Below are 6,512 nucleotides of genomic sequence, written 5' to 3' on the forward strand. Positions count from 1 at the left end.
CAATTAGTCTCCAAACCCCAATTAGTCTCCAAACCCCAATTAGTCTCCAAACCCCAATTAGTCTCCAAACCCCTACCATATTGAATGATACCATATCACCGGATTTAATATAAGTCCTACTCAAATTAAATCAAGGAATGTTGATTTAATTTTCTTCTTCCCTTAATACTAAAGGACGTAACAATTCTTTATTTTTCAAAAGATTAACAGCTTGAGCATAATAGGGGTCTGATTTAGTAGCGATCGCTTCTGGTTTCCGATATAACCTTCGTTTTTGAGAGTCTGTCAAATTCAGAACCACATCAGGAGTAACACCTTTTTTACTAATATCAGTTCCTTTAGGAGTATAGTAGTGAGCAATAGTTACTGCCAAACCAGAACCATCTGATAAAGAATGCACCGACTGTACCAAAGCTTTCCCAAAAGTTTGGTCTCCCATAATTACAGCACGACCATTATCTTTGAGCGCTCCTGCCAGAATTTCACTAGCACTCGCTGAGTCACCATCTACCAAAACCACTGTTGGTTTATCAGTCAAAGCTGAACGGTTTGCCCGAAGTTCTTGTCTATCTCCATCTCGGTCAACTGTACTGACAATAGCACCTTTATCCATCCACATCCGAGCAATATCTATACTAATACGCAATAACCCTCCTGGGTTCCCCCGCAAATCTAAAACATAACCATCAGGATTTTGATTATCCAACTCTTCTATCGCCCTTTCCATCTGTTCTCCAGCATGGGCGCTAAATTCTTGTAAACGGATATATCCAATACGCTGATCTCCTTCTCGCTTGAGGTCGTAACGAACAGCTTGTAATTCAATTCTTGCCCTTGTCAAAGTCACATCAAATTCTCTGTCTCCGGGGCGAATAACTCGCAGCACTACCTTTGTACCTACATCACCACGAATCAGTTTAGCTGCTGCTGATACACTTAAACCCGAAGTAGATTTACCATCAATTTCTTTAATTTGGTCTCCTGGTAATAAACCTCCCTTCATCGCTGGAGAATTTTCCACAACGTCTACCACAGCGATCGCCTTGGTAAGCTCTTCCTGCTTTAGTTGCATTCCCACTCCAGACATTTCTCCTGATGTTTGATTCGTCAGTGCTTTAAACTGTTCTGGGTCTAAGAAACGAGTATAAGGGTCATCCAGTTTGTCTAGAGCTTCGCGTAATGCTTTGTAAGCTTGTGCTTGGGAAGTATAGTTTTTTTCTAATAAACTTTTCCTAGTAGCTTGCCAATCTGTATGATTAAAACTACCATCAACATACTCGCGGTTGACAATTTGCCATGCTTCATCTAAAACTACTTTAGGACTATTTTCTAAATTTGCCTCAGCAGGCTTGCTCAAGCTAGGGGCCAATAAAGATAAAGCTGCTGTTGTGGCGATCGCTCCACTATATAAAATATTTTGAATAAAAGAAAAGTGTTTTGAAGCTGAGTTCATTTATTTTTTTTGGTAGTTGGACATTTATGGAGTTGACTTTCCCAATATTTTATGATACAAGGGTAGTTTATATTTAAGGAAGCCTAATATACTAGGATATTGGCTGAGGATATTGATAATTGTATCTATTGTATCTATAATTTATTAGGAAATACACAATAAGAAAAATTTTAGAGAAAAGCGAGGTTTAAAGCTCTTTTTTCTTAAAGTTCATATAATAAACTCTGTTGGTATTGGAATGAAGTCCTAATAGAGTATACTCCATATTCTAACATGAAAAAAAATGACCTACTAGATCGGGCAAGATTTCCTTCAATAATTTTCATAACTTTTGAAAATCATTTCAGGAAAAGCAGAACAATTAAATAACTTTATTTTTGGGTAGTCCTGCATTGTAATGGTTGAAGATATATATTTTTTAATTTATTCTCACGCTCCCACACCTCCCCCCACACTCCCCACACTCCCCACACCTCCCACACCTCCCACACCTCCTCTAACATTACTATGCACCAGCACCTATTGAGTGAAGGAGTCAGTATCATAAAATTTTCTACTACATTGCCCAAATGCTGAGTTAATTGAAAAGAGCGATCGCGGCACATAAAATACTAAAATACTAAAGATGCTAAAAGAAAATTTACAGCAGTTTTCAGCTCAATTAACTACATTGAAAAAATGATAACCCAGTAGGGACGTTTTCCGCGCTTGAGCGGACATGTTTGCGCAGCAGTCCGCCAGGATAACGCTATGCGACATGGAAAGCGGAGCATTCCGGAACGGAAAACGCATTTTTGCCTGTGCAACGTCCCTGCTGGGGTCTACCCAAATGAAAACTCCTGTCAGCTAAAATAGTTCTTTAAAAACCAACAATTTTTTTAGTTTTAAAGATGTCAGAAATTGTCGAAAGCAAAGCCCAAACCCCAAATTGGCTAGGTTCATTAGTAAATCTAGCAGTTCCCATTGTAGCTTTAGCAGGTATAATCAGCCTACAAGTATTATGGCCACCAGAAGGTTCTCCCTTAAAAGAGAAAATTGTTTTAGACTCAACAGATGCAGTCTTAGCCGAACAAAAAGAAGCTCTAAAACTCAAGTTATGGAAAGCATCTCCTACTTTTGGATTTGATAACTTGATTGCAGATTGGGTATTCTTGCAGTTTCTCCAATATTTCGGGGATGATGCAGCTAGAAATGAAACAGGCTATTCTCTAAGTGAAGATTACTTTGATATTATAACTCGCTTAGATCCCAAATGGGTTGACATATATCTGTTCCTTTCCAACTCTTTATCTATATATGAAGGTAAACCCAAAGTAGCTGTAGAATATATGACCCGTGGCACCGATGCACTTTCCCCAGAGATAGATCCAAAAGCTTGGCAAGTATGGAGATTCAAAGGGATAGATCAGTTATTATTAGTAGGTGATATTCCAGGGGCAATTCGTTCTCACGAAATGGCTGCTGAATGGGCTGATAATACATCATACCAAGAGTTAAGCTCTCTGTTTAGAAATACAGCAGAATTTCTCAAGACAGACCCAGATAGTAAATTAATCAAGTTTAACGCCTGGTTGTGGGTATATTATCAAACAAGAGACCAGAGGGTACGAGAACGCGCTCAACAAGAAATTCTCAAACTTGGTGGCAAAGTAGAAATGAGTGAAGATGGAGAAAAACGTTTTGTCTTGCCAGATGCTTCTAAGTAGAGGAGTCATTTCAGTTATCAGTTATCAGTTATCAGTTATCAGTTAGGAGGAATGGGGAATGGGGAATTTAGAGGAGGCAGAAGGAAGAATTATCCCTTGATTTTTCAGCAAGAGCATTAACCCAAAATCCTAACTTTTTGCAGCTCTAGAGAACGAAAACCTTGTACTTTTTCCAGACCTAAAAAGGCTAAAACCTTTATCTGTAAATGCTTTTAGATTTATAGCGGTTTTCATATCGGTAGACCACAGTAGGGACGTTGCACAGGCAAAAATGCTAACGTCCCTACTAGATTTTGTTTATGACGGTGTGGTTCATCAATCTGAAAAGCACTGTAATGAGCAAACCATAATTACAAGGGGAAGGCTTTTAACCTGAATTATTTAATTATCAGGACTTACGCAGGAGAACCCAGAAACCGGGTTTCTCGTAGACGTCTATTGCTCAAAACAAGGATTTATCCTAGAAACCGGGTTTCTTTGCGTAAGTCCTAATTATATCATTTCCGGTTGAATGGGTTTGGAGACCAAACCCCTACAGTTGTTCTCACATCTCATTCCTGATTGTTATATGATGATTGTACAAGTGGAAATCATATTGACAAAACTTTAATTTCCCCAACTTGACTTGGGATTAATCAAGTATAAAAATATATAAATCCAAAATGTCAGACTAGGTAACAACCAAGGTAATAAAATAGCTGCTGAAATGTATATTTGTAGAGAAACAAGACCATAAATTAGAGTTAATAAAAATAGTAATAATAAAATAATTTCCTTTTTTTGTGTCTTAGAGTTAGAGCTATTATCTAACATTAATACTACTCCTTTTCCTAAAACAGCAGCCACCCCAATTAGCCATAAATTAGGAATAGGTATAACTAATCGTTGCTTAAGGAAATGATGAACCAAATAAGCATGAACTTCTCCCCCTGTAAATGCCCTACTTTGGTCGGGAGGATTTTTTTGAGAACGCCAGTAACTAACAGCAGGAGGTAAAGGAAAATTGTCTTCTCCAGGAGTTAATCCTGCATCTTTATATCCAGCAGCAATAATTACTATTGATGGGCGTTTCTCTAGTGTAGTTTTTGCTAATAATTCGGATTCACTACTCTCTAAAAGTTGCCAAGCGGCTAGACGTACAAAAATTGCTTCTGGAGGAATAGAAAAATCTATAATTGGATGGAGCCACATTTGCCTTAGTCGATAAGAAAATTTTGTTAAAGATTTTAAGCGAGATGAGCTAGAAGATAAATCAAAAAAATGTTTATTCGTAGTCTCAGCAATATGATTTTTGACTTGAGATAACCAATTAGTTGATGAACTAATCTGAGGTTGCAGCAAATTATCAGATTGTTCAAAGTTTAATAAGTGAGCAACTGCTAACAAATAACCAAAAGGCAATGGTGTTTTACTAGAATCTTGACTTGGTAGTAGTGTTACATGGGTAACGTAACGCCCATAACCGACTAGACGCACATTTCCTTGTAGTCGCCACTTGGGGGAGGCTAACTCTGGTAATGGTTCAAACCAACCACCAGCATGATTTTGGGATGTAGCAAATACAAACCAAGTGTTTTGTTTTTCTATTGATGAGCGCAGGATCTGAGCTAATTTTTTGTCATTTTCTGGTTGATAGCGGTCTAAAAGATAGTCAATACCAATGATTTTGGCATTTATAGTTGTCAGTTGCTCAATGATTTTAGCCATATAACTACGATCCATTGGTACAGGATCGGATATTTTAGCTTTTTTAATGGAATCTTCGTCAATTTCGACTAACAGCACAGGGGGTGAATTTTGCTTTTCAACTTGGTTGCTATATTGACGATACATAGCTTGCACTAATACTCGCTTCTCAATCAAAAACCTTTGAGTTGAAAGTTGCCAACTACATAAAATTAATGCACTTAGAGCCATCGCTTCTCTTTTTGTAGGCAACCACCTTTTAAGTTTATGTTTCAGACTTGATGGTTGGAGACAAAATAGTGGCGCTTCTGGATGGCGAAACAAAGATGGTATTAAATATGTGCTGGGATAGGTGAGATTTTTCTCTAGTTTCAAAAATTGACACGCTGATAATAATGATTCGTGAACATCTTTGTATTCGGCTAAACTTTGGAGAAATCTTACTAAAAATTCCTGGGCGACTTTATTATGAATTGCCTCTCGCATGACTGCAACTTGACTTAAACCCAAGTCTATCAGAGCATTAGCAATACTTAACCCACAACAGGAATTGAAGATAGCAAATTGTAAACCCCTTTGTTTAGCTATAGTTAGGGGTTGGGAAATTTCTGTGATGGATAGAGTGGTACCTGGAGCGATCGCTATTTCCCCACCTGTATTCAGAGTTTCATTACTGTGTCCGGCAAAAAATAAAATATCCCACCCGCGTTCGTCAGTTATTGCTTTGACAATTTTTTCTTTTAGTTCTGCTTGACTTTCTTGAGGTTGCCAACCGACAAATTCTACTTCTGCTATGGGGGAAAGAGATTTCACTGCGTCTTTATCTGCCTGAAAATTTAAACCTGTATCATCTCCCAATATTGCCAATACTCTAGCTTTACTTCGACGGCGCTCGAATTTATAATTTACTGTGGTGTTGCGAATATTAATTGGTTGACGGGCAATTCTAATTTTGCTACATGCAGCAAATTCTGTAATTTCCCATGCTTCCCACGGTAAACGACATAATTCTTGGGAGTTGCAAGTTATAAAGATATCAACAGTTGATACATGAGTCTTGTGCTGTGAGGGTAAAGTTTCTGTTTTTTGTTTGGCAGCTTGAGCAATGAACGCCCTAATATCATACAGTTCCTCATGTCGTAACCATCGATGAAACTCACACAGAAGTTTTGCTTCTGCTTGCACCAATTTTTGATGCCAATCAACTTGTCTGGTTAGTTTTCCTGTATTTACTACCCTTCCTCGCAATGCTTTGTGATAAAAATTCAGATAATTTCTTTGCCAATCTTGATAAGATATGGTGAGACTTTCAGGATAAGGTAGACTGACAGTTAATTGTTGCCCCATACCCCAAGCAAGTTCAAACAAGCATAGTTTTTCCACTTGTTGAATCTTCAAGTAAAATCTAGTGGCAGTCTGAGTCATCATCTAAAAAAAACTGGTGTTGGAAAATCTATTATATCAAATCCGCTTGAATAGTTGTCATTGCGACGATAGGAAGCAATTTCAAGGCTATGAGGTGCATCAACATTTCGTTACATAGTGAGGTTGAATTTATTTAAACCCGCCTCACGCACCGTGGAGTAGATATGGGGGCGGGTTTATTTAATTTTATTGAGTTCCCATTAACACCCTGGACGGAACCCGCCCCGACGCTATCAACGTTG

General features: G+C 38.1%; 3 protein-coding genes. 1 reads left to right on the top strand and 2 read right to left on the bottom strand.

What is annotated here, in order from left to right:
- Positions 1-145: 145 nt before the first annotated feature.
- Positions 146-1,453: a carboxyl-terminal processing protease CtpB gene (gene ctpB / locus ACP6PK_RS19630; RefSeq protein ID WP_426561906.1), complete on the bottom strand. Its 1,308-nt coding sequence runs from the start codon at positions 1,451-1,453 to the stop codon at positions 146-148.
- Positions 1,454-2,343: 890 nt separating this feature from the next.
- On the opposite strand from ctpB, the gene ACP6PK_RS19635 reads away from it, so the two are divergent.
- A complete protein-coding gene (locus tag ACP6PK_RS19635; protein ID WP_426561908.1) occupies positions 2,344-3,159 on the top strand; it encodes a hypothetical protein in 816 nt (271 codons plus the stop codon).
- A gap of 606 nt (positions 3,160-3,765) precedes the next feature.
- Here the strand turns inward: ACP6PK_RS19635 and ACP6PK_RS19640 are convergent.
- The gene (locus tag ACP6PK_RS19640; RefSeq protein WP_246844359.1) at positions 3,766-6,273 is read right to left on the bottom strand and encodes a CHASE2 domain-containing protein; all 2,508 of its coding nucleotides are present in this window, start codon (positions 6,271-6,273) and stop codon (positions 3,766-3,768) included.
- Positions 6,274-6,512: the final 239 nt, after the last annotated feature.

The organism is Dapis hubbardiae BLCC-M172, assembly GCF_050016015.1.
Taxonomy (GTDB): domain Bacteria; phylum Cyanobacteriota; class Cyanobacteriia; order Cyanobacteriales; family Microcoleaceae; genus Trichodesmium.

Coding starts and splice junctions, on each gene's coding strand:
- ctpB (WP_426561906.1), bottom strand. CDS start 1,453: ATGAACTCAGCTTCAAAACACTTTTCTTTTATTCAAAATATTTTATAT.
- ACP6PK_RS19635 (WP_426561908.1), top strand. CDS start 2,344: ATGTCAGAAATTGTCGAAAGCAAAGCCCAAACCCCAAATTGGCTAGGT.
- ACP6PK_RS19640 (WP_246844359.1), bottom strand. CDS start 6,273: ATGATGACTCAGACTGCCACTAGATTTTACTTGAAGATTCAACAAGTG.